Annotated in this window: 22 protein-coding genes and 2 tRNA genes; 8 read left to right on the forward strand and 16 right to left on the reverse strand. The window is 63.5% G+C overall.

Annotated elements, in window-relative coordinates; all coding sequences use genetic code 11:
* Positions 1–30 precede the first annotated feature (30 nt).
* The 5 genes from FJ970_RS17175 to FJ970_RS17195 form a co-directional block, all read right to left on the reverse strand.
* Entirely contained in the window at positions 31–1,653 is a 1,623-nt protein-coding gene (locus tag FJ970_RS17175) for an ABC transporter ATP-binding protein (protein ID WP_140758277.1), read from the reverse strand.
* Entirely contained in the window at positions 1,650–2,519 is an 870-nt protein-coding gene (locus FJ970_RS17180; RefSeq protein ID WP_140758278.1) for an ABC transporter permease, read from the reverse strand. The genes FJ970_RS17175 and FJ970_RS17180 overlap by 4 nt, the downstream gene beginning before the upstream one ends.
* Positions 2,516–3,463, reverse strand: a complete 948-nt coding sequence (locus FJ970_RS17185; protein WP_140758314.1) for an ABC transporter permease — start codon at positions 3,461–3,463, stop codon at positions 2,516–2,518. The genes FJ970_RS17180 and FJ970_RS17185 overlap by 4 nt, the downstream gene beginning before the upstream one ends.
* 211 nt (positions 3,464–3,674) lie before the next feature.
* Positions 3,675–5,156 carry an ABC transporter substrate-binding protein gene (locus FJ970_RS17190; RefSeq protein ID WP_140758279.1) on the reverse strand — a complete coding sequence of 494 codons (1,482 nt, stop codon included), beginning with the start codon at positions 5,154–5,156 and terminating at the stop codon, positions 3,675–3,677.
* A gap of 164 nt (positions 5,157–5,320) precedes the next feature.
* Entirely contained in the window at positions 5,321–6,601 is a 1,281-nt protein-coding gene (locus tag FJ970_RS17195; RefSeq protein ID WP_140758280.1) for an acetylornithine deacetylase/succinyl-diaminopimelate desuccinylase family protein, read from the reverse strand.
* Between the two features lie 215 nt (positions 6,602–6,816).
* Here FJ970_RS17195 and FJ970_RS17200 point away from each other — a divergent pair, with 215 nt between their 5' ends.
* Positions 6,817–7,245, forward strand: coding sequence for a L,D-transpeptidase (locus tag FJ970_RS17200; RefSeq protein ID WP_140758281.1), 429 nt, complete (start codon positions 6,817–6,819; stop codon positions 7,243–7,245).
* Between the two features lie 63 nt (positions 7,246–7,308).
* Here the strand turns inward: FJ970_RS17200 and FJ970_RS17205 are convergent, their stop codons facing one another.
* The 9 genes from FJ970_RS17205 to FJ970_RS17245 form a co-directional block, all read right to left on the reverse strand.
* On the reverse strand, positions 7,309–8,292 hold the full coding sequence (locus tag FJ970_RS17205; protein ID WP_181178498.1) for a lipid A biosynthesis lauroyl acyltransferase: 984 nt from the start codon (positions 8,290–8,292) through the stop codon (positions 7,309–7,311).
* A gap of 13 nt (positions 8,293–8,305) precedes the next feature.
* A complete protein-coding gene (locus tag FJ970_RS17210; protein WP_140758283.1) occupies positions 8,306–9,334 on the reverse strand; it encodes a zinc-binding dehydrogenase in 1,029 nt (342 codons plus the stop codon).
* A gap of 36 nt (positions 9,335–9,370) precedes the next feature.
* Positions 9,371–10,642, reverse strand: a complete 1,272-nt coding sequence (locus FJ970_RS17215) for a beta-ketoacyl-ACP synthase (RefSeq protein ID WP_140758284.1) — start codon at positions 10,640–10,642, stop codon at positions 9,371–9,373.
* A 45-nt stretch (positions 10,643–10,687) separates the two neighbouring features.
* Complete coding sequence (locus FJ970_RS17220) at positions 10,688–11,875, reverse strand: beta-ketoacyl-ACP synthase (protein WP_140758285.1); 1,188 nt, start codon at positions 11,873–11,875, stop codon at positions 10,688–10,690.
* A 55-nt stretch (positions 11,876–11,930) separates the two neighbouring features.
* Positions 11,931–12,224 carry an acyl carrier protein gene (locus tag FJ970_RS17225; protein ID WP_027029416.1) on the reverse strand — a complete coding sequence of 98 codons (294 nt, stop codon included), beginning with the start codon at positions 12,222–12,224 and terminating at the stop codon, positions 11,931–11,933.
* Between the two features lie 175 nt (positions 12,225–12,399).
* Entirely contained in the window at positions 12,400–13,545 is a 1,146-nt protein-coding gene (locus tag FJ970_RS17230) for a slipin family protein (protein WP_181178500.1), read from the reverse strand.
* A gap of 355 nt (positions 13,546–13,900) precedes the next feature.
* Positions 13,901–13,968, reverse strand: a tRNA-Met gene (locus tag FJ970_RS17235).
* Positions 13,969–13,970: 2 nt separating this feature from the next.
* Positions 13,971–14,044, reverse strand: a tRNA-Tyr gene (locus tag FJ970_RS17240).
* 229 nt (positions 14,045–14,273) lie between these two features.
* Entirely contained in the window at positions 14,274–14,822 is a 549-nt protein-coding gene (locus FJ970_RS17245; RefSeq protein WP_140758286.1) for a histidine phosphatase family protein, read from the reverse strand.
* A 255-nt stretch (positions 14,823–15,077) separates the two neighbouring features.
* On the opposite strand from FJ970_RS17245, the gene FJ970_RS17250 reads away from it, so the two are divergent.
* From FJ970_RS17250 to FJ970_RS17260, 3 genes are all read left to right on the forward strand, one after another.
* A complete protein-coding gene (locus FJ970_RS17250) occupies positions 15,078–16,028 on the forward strand; it encodes an AEC family transporter (RefSeq protein WP_140758287.1) in 951 nt (316 codons plus the stop codon).
* Positions 16,029–16,210: 182 nt separating this feature from the next.
* Positions 16,211–17,668: an NAD-dependent succinate-semialdehyde dehydrogenase gene (locus tag FJ970_RS17255; protein ID WP_140758288.1), complete on the forward strand. Its 1,458-nt coding sequence runs from the start codon at positions 16,211–16,213 to the stop codon at positions 17,666–17,668.
* 86 nt (positions 17,669–17,754) lie between these two features.
* Positions 17,755–18,777 carry an aldose epimerase family protein gene (locus FJ970_RS17260; protein WP_140758289.1) on the forward strand — a complete coding sequence of 341 codons (1,023 nt, stop codon included), beginning with the start codon at positions 17,755–17,757 and terminating at the stop codon, positions 18,775–18,777.
* 5 nt (positions 18,778–18,782) lie between these two features.
* Here the strand turns inward: FJ970_RS17260 and FJ970_RS17265 are convergent, their stop codons facing one another.
* Positions 18,783–19,706: a sugar kinase gene (locus tag FJ970_RS17265; protein WP_140758290.1), complete on the reverse strand. Its 924-nt coding sequence runs from the start codon at positions 19,704–19,706 to the stop codon at positions 18,783–18,785.
* Positions 19,707–19,857: 151 nt separating this feature from the next.
* Here FJ970_RS17265 and FJ970_RS17270 point away from each other — a divergent pair, with 151 nt between their 5' ends.
* From FJ970_RS17270 to FJ970_RS17285, 4 genes are all read left to right on the forward strand, one after another.
* Positions 19,858–20,307 carry a FixH family protein gene (locus FJ970_RS17270; protein ID WP_140758316.1) on the forward strand — a complete coding sequence of 150 codons (450 nt, stop codon included), beginning with the start codon at positions 19,858–19,860 and terminating at the stop codon, positions 20,305–20,307.
* A gap of 7 nt (positions 20,308–20,314) precedes the next feature.
* Positions 20,315–21,514: a cytochrome-c peroxidase gene (locus tag FJ970_RS17275; protein ID WP_140758291.1), complete on the forward strand. Its 1,200-nt coding sequence runs from the start codon at positions 20,315–20,317 to the stop codon at positions 21,512–21,514.
* 68 nt (positions 21,515–21,582) lie between these two features.
* Positions 21,583–21,906, forward strand: coding sequence for a type II toxin-antitoxin system RelE/ParE family toxin (locus FJ970_RS17280; protein ID WP_140758292.1), 324 nt, complete (start codon positions 21,583–21,585; stop codon positions 21,904–21,906).
* Positions 21,903–22,217 carry a helix-turn-helix domain-containing protein gene (locus tag FJ970_RS17285; RefSeq protein ID WP_140758293.1) on the forward strand — a complete coding sequence of 105 codons (315 nt, stop codon included), beginning with the start codon at positions 21,903–21,905 and terminating at the stop codon, positions 22,215–22,217. Before FJ970_RS17280 ends, FJ970_RS17285 begins: the two co-directional genes overlap by 4 nt.
* Positions 22,218–22,221: 4 nt before the next feature.
* Here the strand turns inward: FJ970_RS17285 and FJ970_RS17290 are convergent, their stop codons facing one another.
* Entirely contained in the window at positions 22,222–22,674 is a 453-nt protein-coding gene (locus tag FJ970_RS17290) for an Lrp/AsnC family transcriptional regulator (protein WP_027046935.1), read from the reverse strand.
* Between the last annotated feature and the right edge of the window lie 98 nt (positions 22,675–22,772).

Below are 22,772 nucleotides of genomic sequence, written 5' to 3' on the forward strand. Positions count from 1 at the left end.
CACGATGGATTCGCTTCGCGAACCGGCTGCTCACCCCTGTTCCTGCAGCCGACGAGCGATCGCGCGATGCAAATCCGGGGCGGCGGTGACCAGCGCCCTGGCGGCCTCGGATTGCGGGTGGTCCAGCACTTCGTTGGTCTTGCCGCGCTCAACGATCTTGCCGTCATGCATGACCAGCACTTCATCCGTGATGGCGCGGGCGACGGTAAGGTCATGGGTGATGAAGAGATAGGCGATGCCAAGCTTCTGGTTGAGATCGGCGAACAGGTCGAGGATCTGGGCGCGGATCGAGACATCGAGCGCCGAGACCGGCTCGTCGGCGACCACCAGTTTCGGGCGGGTGATGATGGCGCGGGCGATCGACAGGCGCTGGCGCTGGCCGCCCGAAAACTCGTGCGGGTATTTGTCCATGTCGCGTTGGTCGAGGCCGACCTCGTGGAGCGCATGCGCCACCATCTCCCGGCGCTCGGCGCGCGTCGGTTTTTTCGCCAGGACATGCAACGGCTCGGCGACCAGCCTCTCGACCTTCTGGCGTGGATCGAAGGAGCCGTAGGGGTCCTGGAAAACGACCTGCATGTCGCGCCTGGCCGGCTTCAGCTCGGCTTCGCTCTTGCCGGTGATGGCTTCGCCGCGAAACCGGATCGTGCCTGAACCCGGTCTGTCCAGTGCCAGGATCATGCGGGCAAGGGTCGACTTACCGCAGCCGGAGCGGCCGACCAGCGCCACCGACTGGCCCGGCGCCATCGACAGGGAGACGTCGTCGACCGCGCGGATAGCAGGCGCGCGCCTGAACAGCGAGATGCGGCGGCCGGGGTAATCGCGGGTGACGCCTTCGACCTGGAGCAAAGGTTTGTCCGTCCCGACACTGTGAGGCCTGGCGCGCGCCGGAACATGCATCGAAGCCTGCGCCAGTTGGCGCGTATAGGGGTGGAGCTGACCGGAGAGCGTGCGCGCGGTGTCGCCTGCTTCCATCACCTCGCCATGGCGCAGGATGGTGATGCGGTCCGCCATCTCGGTCACGACAGCCAGATCATGCGAGATCAGCAGCAGGCCCATGCGGTTCTCCGCCACGAGGTCGCGCAGGAGGTCGAGGATCTGCGCCTGCAGCACCACGTCGAGCGCCGTCGTCGGCTCATCGGCGATCAGCAGCTTCGGCTTCAGCGCGCAGGCGATGGCGATGACGACGCGCTGGCGCTGGCCGCCGGACAGTTCGTGCGGATAGCGCGACAGCGGGAATTTCGCTTCGGGCAGGCCGACGCGGTCGAGCATTTTTCGCGCCCGCTCCTCGGCCTCGGCGCGGCTCGCCCTAACGTGCCAGCGTATGCCTTCGGCCACCTGTTCGCCGATCGTCTTGACCGGATTGAGCGCTGTCATCGGTTCCTGGAACACCATGCCGATGTCGTCGCCGCGCAGGGCGCACATCTGGTCCTCGGTTGCCCTCAGGATGTCGATGCCGTCGAATGTGACGCGCCCGGTGGCGCGTGCGGCATGGGGCAGGAGCCGCATCACCGTCAGCGCGGTTATCGATTTGCCGGAGCCGGATTCGCCGACCAGCCCCATGACTTCGCCCGGCGCGACGGAGAGCTCCATATCTTTCAGGATCTGTGTGTCGCCGATGGCCAGCGACAAATTGTCGACTTCGAGCAGGCTCATCGCTGCCGCCGCGATTTCGGGTCGAGAATGTCGGCGATGCCGTCGCCCAGGAGGTTCAGGCCGAGCACGGTGACGACGATCGCCATGCCGGGGAAGATCGCCATCCACGGCGCCACCACCATGCGCGTCTGGGCGTCGAACAGCATGCGGCCCCAGCTCGGCATAGGCGGCTGCGCGCCGAGGCCGAGATAGGAAAGCCCGGCTTCGGCCAGGATGCCCAGCGCGAACTGGATCGTGCCCTGCACCAGCAGCAACGTGGCGATGTTGGGCAGCACATGTTCGATCGATATCTGCGTGCTGCTCTTGCCGGCGGCGCGTGCGGCAAGGATGAATTCGCGCGGCCAGATGGCAAGCGCGCCGGCGCGGGCAACGCGGGCAAAGACCGGAATGTTGAAGATGCCGATGGCGATGATGGCGTTGACGGCGCCCGGCCCGAAAATGGCGGTGATCATGATCGCCGACAGCAGCGCGGGGAAAGCGAAGACGAGGTCGTTGACGCGCATCAGCGCCTCGTCGACGAGGCCGCCGCGCGCCGCCGCGAAGGCGCCGAGCGGCACGCCGATCCCCATGCCGATACCGACGGCGACCAGCGCCACGGCAATCGAGTTGCGGGCGCCGACCATGATCATCGACAGGATGTCGCGGCCGAAATGGTCGGTGCCGAACCAATGGGCCAGCGAGGGGCCTTGCGTCTTGTCCGCTATGACCAGCTTCGTCACATCGTAAGGCGTCCAGACATAGGAGACGATGGCCATCGCAAGGATCAGCACGGTGATGACGAAGCCGGCGACGAATGCGATATTCCCAAACGCCTTGGCCAGGATGCCGCGGAACGTCTCGTCGGGGATGTCGATGCGCAGCGTCATTGCCGGGTCCTCAGGCGGGGATCGACCACCGCGTAGGAAAGGTCGACGACGAGGTTGACGGCGATGACGGCCGCGACCAGCAGCATAACGACGCTTTCGACGACGATCAGGTCGCGCTGGGTGATCGCCTGGAACACCAACCGGCCGAGCCCGGGCAAATAGAAGACATTCTCGATGATGATGGTGCCGGCGAGCAGGAAGGCGAATTGCAGGCCAAGGATGGTCAGCACCGGGATCATGGCGTTGCGCAGCGCGTGCCGCCACAGCACGGCGCGATAGGGCAAGCCCTTGGCGCGGGCGGTGCGGATATAGTCCTCGTTCAGCACCTCGATCAGCGCCGAGCGGGTGACGCGTGCGAGGATCGCCGCTTGCGGCAAGGCAAGCGCCACCGCCGGCAGAAGCAGCGATTTCAGCGCTGGCCAGGCACCGGCACTCCAACCGGGAAAACCACCGGCCGGGACCAGGCGCAGCCAGACGGCGAAGACATAGATCAGCATCAGCGCGAACCAGAAATTGGGCACGGCGACGCCAAGCTGCGCCACGCCCATCGAAATCGTGTCGCCGGCCCGTCCGCGCCGGCTGGCGGAAAACAGGCCGACCGGAATGGCGAGGATGGTGGAGAGCGCCAGCGCGATCAGCGCCAGCGGCAGCGAGACGGCGAGCCGTTCACGCACGAGATCGATGACCGGCACCGAATAGGTATAGGAGCGGCCGAAATCGAGGCTGAGCAGGCCGCCGGCCCAGTGCAGGTAACGCCAAGCCAGCGGCGCGTTGAGGCCCATCTGGTTGCGCAAGAGTTCCACCTGGTCGGCGCTGGCGTTCATGCCCAGCATCAGCCGCGCAGGGTCGCCGGGGAGGACTTCCAGCACGGCGAACACCACCATCGAGGCGAGGATCAGCGTGGCAAGGGCGATGGCGAGGCGCTTGAGGAGGTAGGCACTCATGGGAGGCGAGGAGGCGGCAGCATGGCGTTCTTCCTTCTCCCCTTGTGGGAGAAGGTGGCCTCGCGAAGCGAGGTCGGATGAGGGGTGCTGGACGAATTGCAGGTTGAGTTTGTTCCAGCACCCCTCATCCGTCTTGGCGCTTTGCGCCAATCCACCTTCTCCCACAAGGGAAGAAGGGAAGTCCCGCGCAACCGCTGCCGCACCACAAGCCTCACTCGCTCCATTTCACCTTGGTGAGATCATTGGCCTGGATCGGCGCGTTCTCCCACAGGCCCTGCAATTTGGCGTCCCAAACGCCAACCTTGGGCAATTCGTAGAGGAAGCCGACCACGGCGTCGTCGGCCAAGATCTTCTGTGCCTCGCCAAGCAGTTCCTTGCGCTTGGTTTCGTCGGAGGTGAGGTTGAGGTCGGCGATTATCTTGTCGAAGGTCGGGTTGTCGTAGTTGAAGTAGTAGTCCTTGCGCGAATAGATATCGATGTCGTTGGGTTCGGTGTGGGAGACGATGGTCAGGTCGTAGTCCTTCTTGGTGAACACCTGGTCCAGCCACTGCGCCCATTCGACCGGGATGATCTCGAGGTTGATGCCGACATCGCGAAGTTCCGAGGCGATGATCTCGCCACCCAGCCGTGCATAGCTGGGCGGCGGCAGTTTCAACGTCGCCTTGAAGCCGTTCTCCAGCCCGGCTTCCTTCAGCAACTCCTTGGCCTTGTCGACATTGTGCGGATAGAGGCCGGTGAGGTCGACATAGTCCTTGTTGGCTGGCGACATGTGCGAGCCGATCGGCAGGCCAAGGCCGGCCGAGGCGCCGTCGATGATCGCCTTGCGGTCGAGCGCGTAGGAGATCGCCTGCCTGACCTGCAGCTTGTCGAAAGGCGGCTTCTTGTTGTTGATCGCCAGGATGGTCTCGCCCTCGGTCGAGCCGATCACCACCTTGAACCGCGGGTCGTCCTTGACCTGTGCCAGGCTGTCGGGATCGAAAAAGGGGAAGGCCTGGATGTCGCCGGACAGCAGCGCCGGCACATAGGCCGCGGCATCCGGGACGATGCGGAACTCGACCTTGTCGAGGAAAACCGGAGCGCCCCAGTAATGGTCTGCTTTTACCAGGGTGATCGATGATCCCTTGGCCCAGTTCTGGAACTTGAACGGGCCGGTGCCGATCGGTTTCTCCTTGTTGGTTTCGGCGGATTTCGGCGACACCATCACCGCGTCGCCCCAGCCCATATTGTAGAGGAAGGACCCTTGCGGGTTCTTCAGCGTGACCTTGACCGTTGCGGGATCGATGATCTCGACCTTGTCGATGGCCGCGAACAGGCCCTTCTGCGCATTGACCGAATTGTCGGCGCGGGCCCGGTCGAGCGAGAATTTCACGTCGTCGGCGCTGAAATCGGCGCCGTCGTGGAATTTGACGCCGGTGTGCAGCTTGAAGGTGTAGACCTTGCCGTCATCGGAAATGGTCCAGCTTTCGGCCAGATCCGGCAGCACCTCACCCTTCGGGCCGATGCGCGTCAGCCCTTCGAAGACATTGGCGTAAAGCACCTCGTCGATCGCGGCCGCCGCACCCGCGGTCGGATCGAGATGCGGCGGTTCGAGCGGAATGCCGATGACCAGGTCGGTCCGCGCCGCGAACGCCTGAGTGCCTGCGGCCAGCATCAGCACGGCCGCGGCGGCCAGAATGGTTTTCCACAATTTCATCGCGCGACTCTCCCTATCAGCTCAAACATGCGCTCAAACCTAAGGGATAGAAGCGTGATTTCGCGCGGGAGTAAATTGCGTTTCGTGCTGCGCGGCGGCAGGGCCGGGAATGTCTTTCTCCCGGCGGCCTCGCCGATCGATCCAAGCTTGGCCGTGTGCGGACATTATCCAGCGACTGTACCACGCAGCAGCACGTTGAGCCCGATCGCCATCACCTTGGCCGATTCCACCATGTCCGATATGCCGACCCATTCGTCCGGCCGGTGGGCAAGGTCGAGAATGCCCGGGCCATAGGCGATGCAGTCGTAGATATGGCCGATACGGGCGATATGCTTCTGGTCGTAGGTGCCTGGCGAAATGACGTAGTCGGGCTCGCGGTCGAAGATCGCATGAATGCCTTGCGCCACCGCCTTGACCACGGGTGCGTCGCGCTCGGTCATCAGCGGCAGCACTTCCATCAGGTCGCGGATTTCGTAGTCGAATTTTTTGCGCTCGCGCTTCAGCCGTTCGAGAATGCCGGTCACTTCGCTTTTGACCGTGGCCAGATCCTCCTCGAGCAGGAAGCGGCGGTCGATGGTCAGCCGGCAGGAATCGGGCACGTTGGGCGAGGGCAGGCCGGGCCGGAAATCCTCGGTCTGGCCGCCATGGATGGAATTGATGTTCATGGTCGAGCGCCTGGCGCCTTCCGGCACCACCGGCATGCGCGTCGTCTTGCGGTCGAGCGCCGGAAACAACTCGTCCTCGAAGGCTCGCAGGACGGCGCCCATGTGGCGCACCGCATTGTCGCCGAGAAACGGCATCGAGCCGTGCGCGATCTCGCCCTTGGTCTCGATCTCAGCCCACCAGACGCCGCGATGGCCAAGGCAGATGCGGTCCTTGTTCAATGGTTCAGGAATGATGACATGGTCGACCCTGGGTTTCGAGAAATAGCCGAGCCCGGCCAGATGGGCGACGCCGCCGAAGCCGCCGGACTCCTCATCGACCGTGCCCGAAATCTCGATGGCGCCGGGAAAGTCGGGGAAGACCTCCATGAAGGCTTCGACAGCGATGATGGAGGCGGCGAGGCCGCCCTTCATGTCGCAGGCGCCGCGCCCATAGACCTTGCCGTCCCTGATGACGCCGGCAAAGGGATCCACGGTCCAGCCTTCGCCAGCCTCGACCACGTCGATATGCGAATTGAAGTGGACGCAGGCGCCGGGTGACCGGCCGTCGAAACGGGCAACGACATTGATGCGCGGATAGCGATCGGTGTCGCCGGGCGTGCCTTCGGCGCGGATGAACTCGGTCTCGAAGCCGCATTTCCGAAGCCGCGCGCCAATGTACTCGGCGCATGGCCGGTAGGCATCGCCGGGTGGATTGATGGTCGGAAAACGGATCAGGTCGGCGGTCAGCGCCACCAACTCGTCGCGCCTGTTATCGATTGCCTCGAGGAGTCGCTCGTTCATGCCGCGAGTTGAGCAGCGATCGCCACGGTTTTGCAAGCCCGTCGATCAAACCGTGCAGCGTGTTCCTTGCGGCAACTATCGCGGGAAATCGTTCAAATTCGCTGCTTTGGATTGGCCAATTGGTCAAGGAGTGTGTGTTATCCGTTCACCGCCATTAAAAAGAAAAAAGAACGTGATGGCGGGCAGGCAAGGGGCAATCAAAGGGGTTTGATCGCATGAAGAAGTTTTTACTTGTGTCCGCGGTGCTGGCAACCGCGTTGTTTGGCACATCTGTGGCGAGCCAGGCGGCGATGCTTGAAGCAAAGATCGATGTGTCATCGCAGACTATGACAGTGAGATATGGCCTGGAGGTTTACCGGTGGACGGTGTCCACGGCGCGTCCAGGTTATTTCACGCCGCGCGGCACCTACCGGCCGCAGCGGACCGCACGGATGTGGTATTCGAAAAAATACCATATGTCGCCGATGCCATATTCCGTATTCTTCCATGGTGGTTATGCGATCCATGGAACAGGCGCCGTCGGGCAGCTCGGTCGCCCGGCCTCGCATGGCTGCGTAAGGCTGCATACGGCAAATGCCGCGGCATTCTATTCGATGGTGCGCGAGGTCGGATTCGGCAATACGCGCATTGTCGTCACCAACTAGACGATTGGCTGTTCGCTGATATTGTCTGCTGGCGGAGGAACTCGCGTTCCCGCCGGCGGCTGTTCAAGCGTCTGAGACGGGAACCGGCTTGGCGCGCTTCTTGCGCCGCCAGTTGCTGATCTCCCACCTTTTGTGGAACCACATCCACTGGCCGGGATCCTCGCGCACCCAGCGCTCGACGACGTCGTTCAGCATCTGGGTGGTGGCATGCACGTCGACGCTCCCGTCGGCGGTGCGCGGCAGGACCAGCTTGTCCTCGATCTCGAGCCGGAAGCGGTTGCCCGGTAACCTGACGCAACGTGCCGGGTAGACATCGCAGTCATAGTGGCGGGCAAGGGTGCCGAGCACGCGGTTGCTCTGGCAGGGGCGGCCGAAGAAGGTGGTGTCCAGGCCGTTGGAGAATTTCTGGTCGACGAGAACGCCGATATTGCCGCCATTCTCCAAGACCCCCGCGAGCGCGAACGATGCACCGGCCATCGAAGGCAGCAAGCCTCCCATGGTCGATCGCCTTGTCGAAAGGATGTAGTCGGCAAGGTAGGGGTTGTTGGGCGGGCGAAACAGCGCCGTGATGTTCATGCCGAAGGTCGCGGCCGCCACCGGCAGCAGCTCGAAATTGCCGAGATGGCCGGTGAAGACGATGTGCGGCTGCTTCTCGGCCGCGATCTCGACGAAATGCTCTGTTCCCTTGACCTCGATCCGACCCGGCTTGCCGGCCGCGGGGTCATAGTCGAACAGGGCGTCGAGGAAGATATATTCGGCGGCAAGGCGGGCCATGTTGCCCCACATGTCGGAAGCGATAGCCTGGATTTCGCCGTCGCTCTTTTCCGGATAGGCCTTGCGCAGATTGTCGATGGCTACCTGGTGGCGTCCGACCCTTGGGCCGATGAGGCGAGCCGTGCGGTCAGCAAAATTCAGCGCGCTGTCGACCGGCAGCAGGCGCAGCAGCGACATGATCACCATCGCCGCGCGCGCGACAAGCCAGTAATTCACCTGGCGCAGTTGCCTGCCATAGCGAAATTTCAGATCCCGGCGAAGCTTCTTGAGCACGGAAATCGAGGCTCTAGGCGACGCGCAGGATGATCTTGCCGAAGACGTCGCGGCCTTCCATGCGCTTCAACGCGGCATCGATATCGTCGAAGCCAACCTCGGTGTCGATGACCGGCGCGACTTGTCCCGCGGCCATCTTCTGCATGGCGTTGGCCATGTTCTCCATGCGGCAACCGAAGGATCCGAGCAGTTTCAACTGCTGCTGGAAGAGCTGCATCAGGTTGATCTGCGTCGACACGCCCGAGGTCGAGCCGCAGGTCACCAGTCGGCCACCGCGCTTCAGGCACAGCATCGAGCCGGCAAAGGTGTCGGCGCCGACATGTTCGAACACGACGTCGACGCCCTTCTTCTTCGTCAGCTTGCGCACGACGCCTTCGAAGCGATCGTCGCGGTAGTTGATGACATGGTCGGCGCCGAGCGCCTTGGCCTTGTCGATCTTGTCGTTCGAGCCGACCGTGGTAATGATCGTGCAGCCCATCCGCTTGGCCAACTGGATAGCCGCCGAGCCGATGCCCGATCCGCCGGCATGGACGAGGATCGTCTCACCAGGCTGCAGCCTGGCATTGTCGAACAGCATGTGCTCGACGGTGCCGAAAGTAACGGGCGCCACCGCGGCCCCGATATCGGTCACGCCGGGCGGGGCGGGGACCAGCAGGCGCGCCGGCAGGTTGATCTTCTCCTGCGCGAAGCCGTCGAGATGGAAGCCGTGAACGCCAGAAACATGTTCGCACAGATTGTCGCGGCCTTCGCGGCAGGCACGGCAGAGGCCGCAGGTGCGAGCGCCGTAGATCGACACCAATTGTCCGGGCAGCAGGCTGGAAACGCCGGGACCGACCGTCTCGACCTCGCCGGAGGCCTCGGCGCCGACGACCAGCGGCAGCTTGCGCTTGGCGAAGGCCATGCCACGCCAGCCCCAGACGTCGATATGGTTCAGCGCCACAGCCTTGATGCGCAGCGTGACTTCGCCACGCGCAGGGGGCGGCGGGGGCGGCAGGTCCACCGTTTCAAGGCGGCGGTCCTCGATAAGTTGCAGTGCGCGCATGGAGCCTGTCGGTTCTGTTAAGCGGAAAGGGCTCGCTTAGACCGGTTCCCGCGCCATGACAAGGCAAGTGTTCTGGCCGCCGAAGCCGAAGGAGTTCGACAGAACGGTGCGAACCTGCGCATCGCGCTTCTTGTTTGGCACGACGTCGAGCACGATCGCTGGGTCGGGATTGTCATAGTTGATGGTCGGGGGAATGACGCTTTCGCGCATCGTCATTAGCGAAAACGCCGCTTCGACCGCGCCCGCCGCCGACAGTGTATGGCCGATCATCGACTTGTTGGACGAGATGGGCATCGAGCCGATGCGCTCGCCAAACACCGTCGACAGCGACAGGTGCTCCATCTTGTCGTTTTCCGGCGTCGAGGTGCCATGGGCGTTGACATAGTCGATCTCGTCCTGGCCGAGGCCCGCATCGGCAAGTGCCGCCCGGACAGCGGCAATCGCCGGCGAACCGTCCGGCTTGGAGCGGGTGCGGTGGAAATCGTCGGCCTTTTCGCCACAACCGCTGAGGATGCCGAGAACGGCGGCGCCACGAGCAAGTGCCGCCTCCAGCGATTCCAGCACCAGAGCGCCGGACCCCTCCGCCAATACGAAGCCGTCACGGTCCTTGGAAAATGGCTTGGAAGCCTTTTCCGGATTGTCGTTGTGGGTGGAGAGAGCCGACAGCAGCGAGAATCGGATCAACGCCTCGGCGGTCGCCGAGCCGTCGGCGCCGATCGAGAGCGCCCGGTCGCATTCGCCACGGCGGATCGCCTCGACGCCGAGCTGGATGGCGGTGGCGCCGGACGCGCAAGCCGTCGAGAGCGTGATCGGCAGGCCGCGCGTGCCGAACCGGTCGGCGAGCCGGTCGGCGATCGAGCCGAACTGCGTGGTTTCGAAGACATCGAGTTCCTTCAGGCCGCGCGCCACACGCAGCAGCCTTTCGGCGCCGGAATTCTGCTTGTCGGAATTGTAGAGCGCGAAGCGCTCGTGCCAGTCGAGTTCGACCGGCGGCGAGGCAAGGAAGAGAGGACCGCCGAAATCGCTCGAATCAAGGCCGGATTCGGCTACGGCCTCGCTCGCGGCCGTCTCGGCCAGTTCGTAGGTGAGGGGGCTGGCGCCCTTCGAACTCGATGCAAGAAAGTCGACCATACCGGAGATACGCGTGTTGAGGTGATCGACCGGGAAACGTGTAATCGGGTGGATGCCCGACTTGCCCGAAGTCAGCGCTGCCCAATTGTCCGATTTGCCGACGCCGAGCGAGGTCACCACTCCGATGCCGGTGACGGCGACAACGGGCCTGCCCATGTGATCTCTGAAATTGGCCATCCGGGAGCCCCTCTTATCTCTGCGGCATGATCGCGAAACGCCGCCTCAGGCGGCGTTGACCAGCGCCATGCCCTCGAATTGGTGATAGCCGATCGCCGTTGCAAGGACGCTCGCGGGAATGCCTTCGAATGGCTTTTCGGCCGTAGCGTCAAAAACAGGGTAGGCGGCCTTGCGGTCGACAGCCAATGCCGCCAGCGCCACGGCGAATGGGAACTGTGCTTCCTTCATATGCCCGGTCAGCGTCGAGAAGCCGCGCGCGGCGATTGCCGGATTGGCGTCGAGGGCCGCTTTCTCGGCAATGGTTGCCGCATGTGCGCCGGACGCGCCCGACATGGCGAGCAGCTTGCCGCCAGGCGACGCCTGCTTGAGCAAAGCGGCGATCCCGGCGTCGAGTTCTCCGCGCGACCGTCTGGCGCGGCCGGACACGACTTGTCCGAGCTCGGCGTAAATCTTGCGCCCCCGGCTTGCCGCGTGTTCGCGCTGCTCAAGCACCAGGAAGGCGCCGCCGGAACCTGACACCACGCCGCCGCCCTCGGCGCCCTGCCTTTGCCAGACAGGCTTCCACGGGCGGCGATGCAGATAACCGGCAAGCTCATAGCCGAGCAGCATGTCGGAATGTTCGGTCTGGAAGGCGCCGCCGACCAGGATGTGCGTCGACTGGCCGGAGCGGATACGCGCGGCCGCGGTCTCGACGGCGGCGACGCCGGCGCCTTCCTCGCCCATGAAGGTGCGCGAGGACCCCGTCACCTTGTGGACGATGGAGATGTTGCCGGCCAGCAGATTGGACAGCTGCGCCAGGAACAGCGTTGGGCGCAGCTCGGTGGTCAGCTTCTCGTTGAGCAGCACGTCGCGGTCGTTGCGGTTTTCCGAAGCGGCGAGAATGTCGGCGTCGACCGCTTCGTCGCGCTCGCCGCCGCCGGCCGCCACCACCATGTCCATCGTGGAGCAGAGTTCGTCATTGCCCTTGATGCCGGCATCGTCCAGCGCAAGTCCGGCGGCATAGGTGCCGAGCCTCTGCCATGTCTCCATCTGCCGCTGGTCGCCGCGCTTGGCGATCTGAAGGTTCCAGTCGATCTCGGGCAGCGGATGGACGGTGTAGGGTGCAAAGCGCGCGGCTTCGAGCACCGGCTCCCGGCCGGGTTGCGCCAGCTTCTGCCAATGGGCGTCGGGACCTTCCCCCAGCGAGGAAACAAGGCCGATACCAGTGATGACGACGTCGTGGGGGCTGCTCATGGGCGGCTTTGTGGGTCAGGCGACGGAGCGCGTCAAGTCACGCGCCCTGATGACCTCAGGCGGTCTTGGCGGCAACCAGCGCGTCGATCTTGGCGCACAGGTTCTTCATGACGAAGTAATCGTCGGTCGAAGCCTTGCCGTCATTGACCTCCTGGGTCCACTTTTCCAGCGGCACCTTGATGCCGAATTCCTTGTCGATGGCGAAGACGATGTCGAGGAAATCGAGGCTGTCGATACCGAGATCGTCAATGGTGTGGCTCTCGGGCGTGATGGTGTCGATATCGATCTCGCTGGTGTCGGCAATGATCTTGGCGACTTTGTCGAACGTAGTGGAGTTCGTGGTGGACAAGGGGCTTTTCCTTTTTTGCGGGTGGAATCTGTCCGCATTCGTTTGGGCGCTGTCTAATCGGTTTTTTCCGGCAGGAAAAGGCCTGATAAGCCGGGCGCAGATGGGCAGGGCGCCCAGGAAATGCAAGAAGGGCCGCCGGTTGACCCGGCGGCCCTTCCATTGACGTAGCGTAAGCTCAGCCGTCGCGGAGCTTGACCAGGTCGTTCAACAGCCCGCCCGTTCCGTTGTGGACGGTCAGCCGCTCGACCTTGCCGGCGATGGTTTCCAGAGCCTCGAGCTCCTTCAGCCTCAGCATCACCGGGTTCTCCGCCATCACCCTGGCCGTGTTGAGCAGAGAACGCGTGGCGTTCGTCTCCTCGCGGCGGCGGATGACATTGGCCTCGGCCTGCTTTTCGGCCGAAACCACCTGGTTGAGGATCTCGCGCATCTCGCCCGGCAAGATGACATCCTTGAGCGCGATATCGCTGACCTCGACCCCGATCTCGGCCATGTCGGCCCGGACCTTGGCCGCCGCCTCTTCGTCGACCGTCACCTTCTTTTCAAGGATCTGGTCGAGGGTGAGCGCGCCCAACGTCTTGCGGAAGGCGTATTGCAGGGCACGGTAGAGGGCCTCGGAGAAGTCCTTCACCGCGCTCACCGCCTTGACCGGATCGACGACCCGGTATTCGGCGGCGATGTTGACGCGGATCGTGACGCGATCCCTGGTCAGCACTTCCTGCCCGGCGACGTCGAGCGACTGGCGCTTGAGGTCGACGACCTTGATCTGCACCATCCGTCCGACGTTCCAGAAGCCGTGCACGCCAGCGGCAAGCGTCCGCACAAGGACACCGTCGACGAACAGCAATCCGGCCTGACCATCCAGAACCGGATGGACGGACATCAACTCCGCCTTCCGGGCCTGGCCGAGCCGGCGCATGACCGCCGGATCGATGGCAAGATCGGCCGACGTTTCGATCATCGTCACCTTCCACGGTCCGGCATCGGTCCACAGCACCAGCTTGCGGTCCGGCGCCAGCACGGAATGGAGGTTGCCGTCACGCTCGATGATTGCGACCTCCGTGCGCCCGGTGCGGCCGACGGTGAAATGACGCGCGGCCACGTCCGGGAGCTTGTCGAACAACGCCTTCTCGTACGCCGAAACGAATTCCGGGTTCTTCAGATCGTGCCGGGACACCTCAAGGCTCTGGTTCCGGTTGGCGAGCAAGTGCTCACCCGGCAGCAGGACAGCCTTGATCTCTCCCTTGTAGAGGGTGAGGGCACGTTCGTTTTCCTTTACGAGGACGCGCTCGCGTCCAAGAACCTTGTCGAGAATGGTCGTCATTGTCTTACTCCTGTCGGGCATGGCCCCATGCGAGGCGTCACGTCATGCGTCGATCTTCCCTTCGTTTCTCGTGTCACTTCCAATTCCGGCACGAATGATCCGGGGACTGGTGGCATCAATCCGTGGCGGGTCCTCGGGAGCGGATCGCGGGGCAGTGAAGCGGGCGCCGGAGGCCAAAAGTCTCCGTTGCCGGCGACGTTGCGCCTTGACCATCACCGCGAGCCTGGCCGCGAGCCGATGGCGTCAGACCTTTCGATACGGCCTTGGCCCGAAGGCTTTGGCCGTCCGTTAGGTCTTCAGCATTCCAGTCCCCGGACCGTTTCAGATAACACCTGGTAGGTGCTGGCTTATCAGGCCAATGGAGAAGGAATCGAACCTTCGACAGTCAGATTATGAGTCTGATGCTCTCCCAGCTGAGCTATCCGTGGTGCAGACGACGGGACTCGAACCCACAACCTCCGGATTACGTCCGGCGCTCTCCCAGTTGAGCTACATCCGCGATCCCAATCCCCAAAGCGGCGCCGTACACAGGGCGGCAAAGCCGCCTGCACGGGCGGAGACGAAAGCTCCAACCGTTGTGCTCGCTTCGGTTTTCGTGACCGGGAGCGCGCCTATAGCCCCTGCGACGGGTTGTCGCAAGCGGCATTGTCGTGTCGAATTCGCGGCTTCTTTCGGCGTGGCATTTCGGCAACACTGGGAGGCCGCGTCTGCAATCGGGAGCTGCAGCCTCAGAAGGTGACGCGGCCAAGCACGCGCAGGCCGTCGCCCTGCGGTTCGACGACCACGGCCTCGCCCTCGCGCGGCGAGACGCCGGTGAGCGCCACGATGTTTTCCAGATGGGTGACCAGGACCAGATTGTCGGAGCCGGAATAGGCGCGGATTTCCTTCATGATGGCGGCGATCTGCGCTGCTTTCTGTGCATCGTCGCCCTTCAGGAGGTCGAGCGGTGGAAAAGGCTCCGGCTCGGCCTCGAAGGCGGTGCGTGCCGTGTCGAGGCAGCGGCAATAGCGGCTGGACAGAATGCGCTCGATGGGAGCCGCGCGGGCGGCAAACAGGGCGCCGATCTTGCTTGCCTGCTGCTTGCCGCGCGCCGACAGATTGACCTGGGTGGCGCAATTGCCGATGTCGAAATTGGCGGGGTCGGTGGTGCCGGTGACCATGGCATGGCGCAGCAGTACGACATGGCCGCCGTCGCGCAGCAGCGCCCAGCCGGCGTCCGTCGCGTGCGCGGCGGCGGGGACCACAAGCAGGAACAACGCCAAGGCTAACCGGATCATCGCCACCCCTTCCATGAGTCCGCATCGGGTCCCAACCATTCGCATATAGGGATTGGAAAGCGGGCACAAAGACAAGCCAGGCGTCGGCCGCGTCTCATGCCTCACTTTTTGGCGAGCTGCTGCTTCACCAGATCGATCTTCTGGTCGGTGAGCGGCATGGGGATCGTGTAGCCGGCTTCGGTAAAGCTTGCCTGCCGACGATGATCAAATTCGGGCGCGATTGCGCCGCGACCGTGGGTCGCCTATCCCTGAAAAATGTCTCCGCTCACCGAAACCGTCCTGTTCGTCTTCAGTCTTGTCGCGCTCGGCTATCTCGCTGGGCTCACAGGCTATTTGAGGCCGGCGAGCGGCGAGGGGATATCCGACTTCGCGGTCTCTGTGGCAATGCCGCTGCTCCTGTTCCAGACCATGGTCAAGGCGGATTTCCATGGCGTGGCGCCTTGGCCGCTATGGGGCGCCTATTTCACGGCCGCGGCGATCACCTGGGCGGCGGGCCATGCCGTCACCACGCGGATCTTCGGTCGCGATGCGCGCGCCGGGGTGGTCGGCGGGGTGTCGTCGGCCTATTCCAATATCGTGCTGCTCGGTGCCCCCTTCATCCTTGGCATATTCGGTCCGAGCGGCTTCGAAGTGCTGTCGCTGCTGGTCTCGGTGCATCTGCCGATCATGATGATGGCGTCGATCGTGCTGTTCGAGATGTTCGGCCGGGGCAGCGGCGAACAGCTACATCCGTTGCGGGTCCTGCGCGGCTTCCTGAGACGGCTGTTCGTCAACCCGCTGATCATCGGCATTCTCCTGGGGCTGGCATGGCGGCTCAGCGGCGTGCCGCTGCCCGGTTTCGTCATGCGGCTGGTCGATGCGCTGGCGAATACGGCCGGGCCGGTGGCGCTGTTCGCCATGGGGCTCAGCCTGCGCCGTTTCGGCATATCGGGCAATGTCCGCCCGGCGCTGGCGCTTTCGGTGCTGAAGCTGTTCCTGATGCCGGCGCTGGTTCTTGCCTTCGTCTGGCTGCTCGGCCTGCCGTCGTTGACGGCCAAGGTGGCGGTCGTGGTGGCGGCGCTGCCCTCCGGCATCAACTCCTATCTCATCGCCGTCCAGTTCAACACCGGCCAGGCACTGGCGTCGAACCAGATGACCATCGCGACTGCCTGCGCCGTGCTCACCACCGCTTTCTGGCTGACGGTGGTCCTGCATGTCTTCGGGTGAGATTGACGACGGCGTGTGCCGCTCGCTCTCGCCTTGCGCTGGTCCAACCCCTATATGCCATCTTGCGATTGCTTGCGGGGCTTTCCCTAGGTTAAGAGCAATGGCTCCAGCGTGCGGCCCCGCCTGCGCTTTACCGAAGACATCCAGATAGCGGCCCGTGAGCGCCGAACGGAGGCTAGACCATGCTTCAGAAAACCAGCCATTTCATGCGCCAGGCCAATCTCATCAACGGCGAGTGGGTGCAGGCCGACAGCGGCCAGACGGTCGATGTGAACAATCCGGCTACCGGCCTCAAGATCGGCACGGTGCCGAAGTCGGGCAAGGCCGAGACACGCCGCGCCATCGAGGCGGCCGACGAAGCTTTCAAGACCTGGCGCAAGACGACCGCGCTCGAGCGCTCCAAGCTGCTGCGCAAGCTGCATGATGCGATGATGGACAATCAGGACGTGCTGGCCGAACTGCTCACCATCGAGCAGGGCAAGTCGCTGTTCGAATCCAAGGGCGAGATCGGTTCGGCTGCCGCCTACATCCTGTGGTTCGCCGAAGAAGGCCGCCGCACCTATGGCGACGTCGTGCCCTCGCCATGGGCGGACCGCCGCATCCTGGTGACCAAGGAACCGGTCGGCGTCATCGCCGCCATCACGCCGTGGAATTTCCCGTCCTCGATGCTGGCCCGCAAGCTCGGTCCCGCACTTGCCGCAGGCTGCACCGCCGTCGTCAAGCCGGCCTCGCAGACGCCGTATTCCGGCCTTGCCTGGGGCGCACTGGCCGAGGAAGTGGGCTTTCCCAAGGGCGTCGTCAACATCCTGACGGGCGCCGCCGGCGAGATCGGCGACGAGATCTGCGCCAATCCGCTGGTCAAGAAGATCACCTTCACCGGCTCGACGGAGGTCGGCAAGATCCTGATCCAGAAATCGTCGGTCACCGTCAAGAAGGTGTCTATGGAACTCGGCGGCAATGCGCCGTTCATCGTCTTCGACGACGCCGACATCGACCGTGCCGTGGCCGGCGCGATCACCGCCAAATACCGCAATTCCGGCCAGACCTGCGTCTGCACCAACCGCTTCCTCGTCCAGGCCGGTGTTTACGACAAGTTCGTCGAGAAGCTCGCCGCGGCCAGCAACGGACTGAAGGTCGGTTCCGGCCTCGAAGAGGGCGTCCAGCAGGGGCCACTGATCGACGAGAAGGCGGTCGAGAAGGTCGAGGAGCTGATCGCCGATGCCACTTCGAAGGGCGGCAAGGTCGTCGCAGGCGGTCATCGCCACGCGCTCGGCGGCTCATTCTTCCAGCCGACGGTCATCGCCAACGCGACGCCGAAAATGCGCTTCATGAAGGAAGAGATCTTTGGCCCGGTCGCACCCGTGTTCAAGTTCGAAACCGAGGAAGAGGCCGTCGCGCTTGCCAACGACACCGAGTTCGGCCTTGCCTGCTATTTCTATACCGGCGATCTCGGCCGCGCCTTCCGGGTCATGGAAGGCCTGAAATACGGCATGGTCGGCGTCAATGAAGGCCTCATCACCACCCCGGAGGCACCGTTCGGCGGCGTCAAGGAATCCGGACTTGGCAAGGAAGGCGGACATCAGGGCATTGAGGACTACCTCGATACCAAATATGTGTGCATCGGCGGCCTCGGCCTCTGATAGGCTGGTGCTGGGGCAGGCTTGTAAACCTGCCTCAGGGCTGAACAACCAGCCGAAGTCCTTTGGATCCACTGGCATTTGCGGGCATGATGATGAAGGACGGCGAGGTTTTCGGCACGACGCAGGCGGGCGAACCGATCCGCCGCTTCACCATCAGGGGCGGCGGCCTCACCGCCAACATCATCGGGCTTGGCGCCATCGTCCAGGACCTTCGCCTGACCGGGCATGATGCGCCGTTGGTCCTCGGCTACAGCAATCTGGAGGCCTATGAGACCGACACTGGCTTCTTCGGGGCCGTGGTCGGGCGCTACGCCAACCGCATCGGCGACGGCCGCTTCACGATTGGCGGCAACCGCTACCAGACCGAGCGCAACTTCCTGGACAAGCATACGCTGCATGGCGGCTCGCAAGGCTACTCCCACCGGCCATGGACGGTTTCACTGCATGGTAGGGACTTCGTCACGCTGACGCTGCATGATCCCGATGGCGCGATGGGCTTTCCCGGCGCGCTCGACGTTACCTGCACCTACCGGCTGAAAATTCCCGGCACGCTCAGCGTCGAACTGACGGCGACCTGCGAGGAGCCGACGCCGTGCAATCTCACCCAGCATTCCTACTTCAACCTCGATGATGGCGGCACGGGCGACATTCTCGACCACAGGATGATGCTGAACGCCGGCGCCTATCTGCCTGTCGACGGCGACATGATCCCGACCGGCGTGGTCAAGCCGGTCGACGGCACGCCTTTCGATTTTCGCCAGGCGCGGCCGCTGCGCATGGAGACCGAGGGTGAGCAGCTTCCCTACGACCAGAATTTCTGCCTGGCCGCGACACGCGGGCCGCTCAAGCAGGCAGCGTGGGTGCAAGGGGCGAATTCCGGCGTCGAGATGGAAGTCTGGACCACGGAGCCTGGTGTTCAGCTCTATACCGGCCAATATGTGACGCCACGCACTGGCCTGGATGGACGAAATTACAAGGCCTTCAGCGGTTTTTGCCTGGAGCCGCAGATATGGCCGGACGCGCCGAACCGGCCCTATTTCCCGCAGGCGACGCTATGGCCGGGCGCAATCTACCACCACGTGACCGAATACCGGTTCCGGCAGGGTTAACTTTTTCAGGACTTGTCGAACGCCGCTCGTAGCGTCTCGAACGGCGCCAGCGCCCCGCGGACCTGCACGACGGCGGCGGCAACGCGGTGCGCGTGCCCGACAGCATCCGTCGGACCAAACCCGGCAAGCCGTGCGGCGAGATAGCCGCCGTTGAAGGAATCCCCGGCACCTGTCGTGTCCACGGGCGCCGCTACATGGATTGCGGCGACCTCCCGCAACGCTCCACCATCGGCAATCAAGGCCGGCGCTTCGCCGTTCTTGACCACGACCTCCTTGACCAATTGACCGAGGCGATCAGCGGTCGCCTGCGGTGTCTCATCACCGAACAGCATTTGCTCGTCCGGGAAGGTCGGCAATGCGATGTCGGTGACGGCAAGCGCCGCGACGATCGCTGCCTGCGCATCTTCGCGGCGGCGCCAGAGCCGGGGCCGATAATTCGGATCAAAAGCGATCAGCGAGCCCGCCGCGCGTGCCTTGGTCACCGCTGCAAGCAGTGTCTTGCGCGCGGCATCGTCCAGAATTGCCAAGGTGATTCCAGAAAAGTACACAAGCGCCTGATTTTCCAGATTTTTCGACAGTGCTGCTGGATCCGACGCGAGCTGCCTGGCGGCGGCGTCGCCGCGCCAGTAGGTGAAGGAACGCTCTGCGCCGGTCAGCGTGATCGCGTAGAGGCCGGGGCGTGCGCCCGGTATGACCGGGCTGGAACCGATGCGGATGCCGTTTTCGGCGAAGAAAGCGATCTGGCCTTGCGAGAAAGGGTCGTCGCCGAAGGCCGAGACATAGGTTGCCGGCCGGTCGCCGCTCAGCGCATGCAGCGCCCACAGCGTGTTGAACGTGTCGCCGGCAAAGCCCATGCGCCAGTTCGGGCCGGTCTGGCCCGACAGTTCCAGCATGCATTCGCCGATCGAGGCGACGCCGTTTCCCGCCATCTGCAATCCTCCAGTGATTTGCGTGCTGTAGCTTTTTGCCGGGCGCAGCGCCATGCTTGGCAAGCAGGCATTTTTGCGCCACAGCGTTTTCCCACAGGCTGGCGGGATGCGATCCGCCCGGCAGAACGTTATCCGCGGAAGAGGAACCGGTTTGGCATCGTTATGGCGTTATCTGTTGGTGGGTCTTGGTCTGGCTGCTTTGCTGGTCGGCGTGCTGGCGGCCGTTTATCTGACCGCGCCGCATTCGGCACAGCCCGTCGGCCCGGATGTCTCGCGGACGAAGAAAACCGACAACGGGTTGTATGTAGCGAGCTTCGTGCCGGAACGGGGCGTGGTGCGGCAGGGCGAGCTGGAATCCTGGCTGCTGACGCTGAAGACAAAGACAGGGGCTTCGGTGGAGCGCGCCGCGATCGCCATCTCCGGCGGCATGCCGCAACACAATCACGGTCTGCCGACCAGCCCGCAGGCGACCGACTACCTGGGCGAGGGACGCTACCGCATCGAAGGGGTGAAATTCACCATGAGCGGCTGGTGGCAACTGCGTTTCGCCATATCGTCCGGCGCGGGCTCCGACACTGTGCTGTTCAACGTGGTGCTGTGAGCGGTCGATGAGGCGCTTTTTCTACATTTTGGCACTGACGGTGGCGGCGATCCTTGCCGGTTGCGGTAAGCCGGATTTTTCCGACGCCGAGAAGAAAACGATTGCTTCGCTGGCATTGAACACACTGCCGACGCTAAAGCCGGACACTACCAATCGCTTTGCGGATGTGCCAGCCGCCGCCGCACTCGGCTCGACGCTGTTCTTCGACGTCGGGATGAGCCGCGACGGTACGGTGTCCTGCTCGACCTGCCACAAGATCGACCGCCAGTTCCAGGACGATCTCCCGCAGGCGGTCGGCGTCGGCCGGACCAACCGGCGCACCATGCCGCTGGCCGGAGTGGCGCGCGACCCCTGGTTCTTCTGGGACGGACGTCGCGACAGCCTGTGGGCGCAGGCGCTGACACCGCTCGAAAACCCGTTGGAACAGGCGGGAAACCGCACCGCCTATGCGCATTACATGAAGACACGCTTCGGCGAACGTTATGAGCGGATCTTCGGGCCATTGCCTGATTTGCCCGGCATTCCGCCGAATGCCAGCCCGCTTGGAAGCGATGCGGAAAGGGCAGCCTGGAACGCGATGAGCGGCGCGCAGCGTGATGCGGTCAACCGCATCTTCGCCAATATCGGCAAGGCGATCGCCGCTTTCGAACGCTCGATCGAGCCGGCGCCGACGCGCTTCGACCGCTTTGCGCTGGACCTTGCCACAGGCGCCGAACCGACAGGCGACGCGGCCTTTTCGCAAGAAGAAATCCTTGGGCTGAAACTGTTCATCGGCAAGGCCAATTGCGTGACCTGCCACAAGGGCCCGCGCTTCAGCGACAACGGTTTTCACAACACGGGTGTGCCGCCGGTTGCTGGCCTGCCGGCGGATCGTGGGCGGGTCGATGCGGTGGCCCAGGTCGAGGCCGACCCGTTCAACTGCTTCGGCGCCTATCGCGATGGCGACGCCAGTGCCTGCGGCGAACTGCGCTTCATGGTCAAGGATGCGCCGGAACTTGTGCGCGCCTACAAGACGCCGTCGTTGCGCGGTGCGGCGACGCGGCCGCCCTACATGCATGCCGGGCAGTTTTCATCGCTCGACGAGGTTGTGGCGCACTACGCCAAGGCCGCGCCAAGTGTGGAGGGGACATCCGAGATCCATCCACTGGAGCTGTCGGACCGCGAGCGCGCCGCGCTGGTGGCCTTCCTGAAGACGCTGTCGGAATGACGCCAAGGACTGTCAGTCGCATGCTGAGCAGTTGAAAAAATATTGCAAAAAAGATATGTTCTAACCCGATGAGCTGGTCAGTCGAGTTTCTCAATGTCGAGGTGAGACGGGAGCTGGAGGCCCAGCCAAAAGATATTCTCGCCAGTTTTCTGCGGATATCGCGGCTGATCGAAGTGCATGGGCTGCAGAAAGTCCATGAACCATATGTGAAGCATCTGGAAGGCCCGCTCTGGGAAATGCGGATGAAGGGCCGGGATGGCATTGCTCGCGCGGTCTATGTCACTGCTTTCGAACGCCGCGTGGTTGTGGTGCGGGTGTTTGCCAAGAAGACCCAGAAGACGCCGCGAAACGAGATCGAGCTTGCCCTAAAGCGAGCGAAGGAGGTTCCATGAGCCGAAAAGCAATTTCTGTCGAGGACGCCGCCAAGGAGTGGTTCAAGGACCCGCAATTCGTTGTCGAATACGATGCCTTGGAGGAAGAATTCGCCATAGCCGAAGCCTTGATCAGGGCACGAGGCGACGCCGATATGACTCAGGAACAGGTCGCTGCGGCCATGGGAACTACACAAGCCGTCATCGCTCGCCTGGAGAGCGGCCGAAACATGCCCTCGACCCGAACCTTGCAGCGCTTCGCAAAGGCGACCGGATCGAAATTGCGCATCAGCTTCGAGCCGGGCAAGCCGAAGTCACGCGCCGGCCATTAAGCGTCTACCGGTCCTTCACCGTCTCCATCGCCACGAAGGTTGAGGTCTGGGCGACGTGTGGCAAGGCCGATATACGCTCGCCGAGCACGCGGCGATAGGCGGCGATATCCCTGGTACGGACCTTCAGGAGATAGTCGAAGCTCGACGCCATCATGTGGCACTGCTCGATCTCCGGCACGGCCTGTACGGACCGGTTGAAGGCATCGAGCGCGGCGGATCGGGTGTCCGACAATTTCACCTGGACGAAGGCGACATGGCCTTCGCCCATGCGCTCGCGGTCGATGATCGCCTGGTATCCCCTGATATAGCCGTCCTTCTCCAGCCGCTTCACCCGCGCCTGCACCGGTGTCTTCGACAGGCCGACCTTGGCGGCCAGTTCCGACATGGAAAGCCGGCCATTGCCGGCCAGCGCCGACAGGATGTTCCTGTCGATGCGGTCCAATTGGTCTTCTGTCATCGAAACTGCAGCCTAAATCAGCGATTCTTAGCGCCATCATAGGTCAATTGATCTACGCTGTCGATTTTTTCAGACCGCCTGAAATCTGGTACTTGTGC

The sequence above is a fragment of the Mesorhizobium sp. B2-1-8 genome (assembly GCF_006442545.2).
GTDB lineage: Bacteria > Pseudomonadota > Alphaproteobacteria > Rhizobiales > Rhizobiaceae > Mesorhizobium.

What these genes read in the sequence shown, in the direction of transcription:
- FJ970_RS17175 (WP_140758277.1), bottom strand. Translation starts at nt 1,653, where the DNA reads ATGAGCCTGCTCGAAGTCGACAATTTGTCGCTGGCCATCGGCGACACA.
- FJ970_RS17180 (WP_140758278.1), bottom strand. Translation starts at nt 2,519, where the DNA reads ATGACGCTGCGCATCGACATCCCCGACGAGACGTTCCGCGGCATCCTG.
- FJ970_RS17185 (WP_140758314.1), bottom strand. Translation starts at nt 3,463, where the DNA reads ATGAGTGCCTACCTCCTCAAGCGCCTCGCCATCGCCCTTGCCACGCTG.
- FJ970_RS17190 (WP_140758279.1), bottom strand. Translation starts at nt 5,156, where the DNA reads ATGAAATTGTGGAAAACCATTCTGGCCGCCGCGGCCGTGCTGATGCTG.
- FJ970_RS17195 (WP_140758280.1), bottom strand. Translation starts at nt 6,601, where the DNA reads ATGAACGAGCGACTCCTCGAGGCAATCGATAACAGGCGCGACGAGTTG.
- FJ970_RS17200 (WP_140758281.1), top strand. Translation starts at nt 6,817, where the DNA reads ATGAAGAAGTTTTTACTTGTGTCCGCGGTGCTGGCAACCGCGTTGTTT.
- FJ970_RS17210 (WP_140758283.1), bottom strand. Translation starts at nt 9,334, where the DNA reads ATGCGCGCACTGCAACTTATCGAGGACCGCCGCCTTGAAACGGTGGAC.
- FJ970_RS17215 (WP_140758284.1), bottom strand. Translation starts at nt 10,642, where the DNA reads ATGGCCAATTTCAGAGATCACATGGGCAGGCCCGTTGTCGCCGTCACC.
- FJ970_RS17220 (WP_140758285.1), bottom strand. Translation starts at nt 11,875, where the DNA reads ATGAGCAGCCCCCACGACGTCGTCATCACTGGTATCGGCCTTGTTTCC.
- FJ970_RS17230 (WP_181178500.1), bottom strand. Translation starts at nt 13,545, where the DNA reads ATGACGACCATTCTCGACAAGGTTCTTGGACGCGAGCGCGTCCTCGTA.
- FJ970_RS17245 (WP_140758286.1), bottom strand. Translation starts at nt 14,822, where the DNA reads ATGATCCGGTTAGCCTTGGCGTTGTTCCTGCTTGTGGTCCCCGCCGCC.
- FJ970_RS17250 (WP_140758287.1), top strand. Translation starts at nt 15,078, where the DNA reads ATGTCTCCGCTCACCGAAACCGTCCTGTTCGTCTTCAGTCTTGTCGCG.
- FJ970_RS17255 (WP_140758288.1), top strand. Translation starts at nt 16,211, where the DNA reads ATGCTTCAGAAAACCAGCCATTTCATGCGCCAGGCCAATCTCATCAAC.
- FJ970_RS17260 (WP_140758289.1), top strand. Translation starts at nt 17,755, where the DNA reads ATGATGATGAAGGACGGCGAGGTTTTCGGCACGACGCAGGCGGGCGAA.
- FJ970_RS17265 (WP_140758290.1), bottom strand. Translation starts at nt 19,706, where the DNA reads ATGGCGGGAAACGGCGTCGCCTCGATCGGCGAATGCATGCTGGAACTG.
- FJ970_RS17275 (WP_140758291.1), top strand. Translation starts at nt 20,315, where the DNA reads ATGAGGCGCTTTTTCTACATTTTGGCACTGACGGTGGCGGCGATCCTT.
- FJ970_RS17280 (WP_140758292.1), top strand. Translation starts at nt 21,583, where the DNA reads ATGAGCTGGTCAGTCGAGTTTCTCAATGTCGAGGTGAGACGGGAGCTG.
- FJ970_RS17285 (WP_140758293.1), top strand. Translation starts at nt 21,903, where the DNA reads ATGAGCCGAAAAGCAATTTCTGTCGAGGACGCCGCCAAGGAGTGGTTC.
- FJ970_RS17290 (WP_027046935.1), bottom strand. Translation starts at nt 22,674, where the DNA reads ATGACAGAAGACCAATTGGACCGCATCGACAGGAACATCCTGTCGGCG.